General features: G+C 37.5%; 1 pseudogene. It reads left to right on the top strand.

What is annotated here, in order from left to right:
• Window positions 1–48: 48 nt before the first annotated feature.
• Window positions 49–408 (top strand): annotated as a pseudogene (locus RCF13_RS05900) (hypothetical protein); the annotation flags it as partial.

Genomic DNA, 408 nt, shown 5'->3' with positions numbered 1-408 from the left:
AGTATAGTTGATGCGATTAATAGGATGAATCAAAACGCTACCATACAAATGACCTATGAACAATTGGCAAATCTAATAAAAGCGATTTCTAGTGACTCCAATGCAGCAGTTTCACAAGTACTGAGTGGTAGTACTTTTTATCAAGGCGGGACTAAGAAAACAGGTACTATGCCGAATAGAGGTGCGGTAAACAACACAATAACTACTCAAAACGGGAGTTATACTATACCATCTGGTTATCACGATGGATCTGGCAAAATTACCGCGGCTATTACTAATTTAATATCAAATAATATAAAACAAGGTGTAAATATAGGGGGGGTTATAGGTTCATTACAACCTCTTGAACTTACTTCTGGTTCACAAATTCACGCAACCTCTACTGGTTCTGGTAGTACAAACGGATCT

Source organism: Stenotrophomonas maltophilia group sp. RNC7 (assembly GCF_030910085.1).
GTDB classification, from domain to species: Bacteria; Pseudomonadota; Gammaproteobacteria; order Xanthomonadales; family Xanthomonadaceae; genus Stenotrophomonas; species Stenotrophomonas sepilia.
The sequence above is the reverse complement of the archived record's forward strand: the minus strand, read 5'-3'. Positions and strand labels throughout refer to the sequence as shown.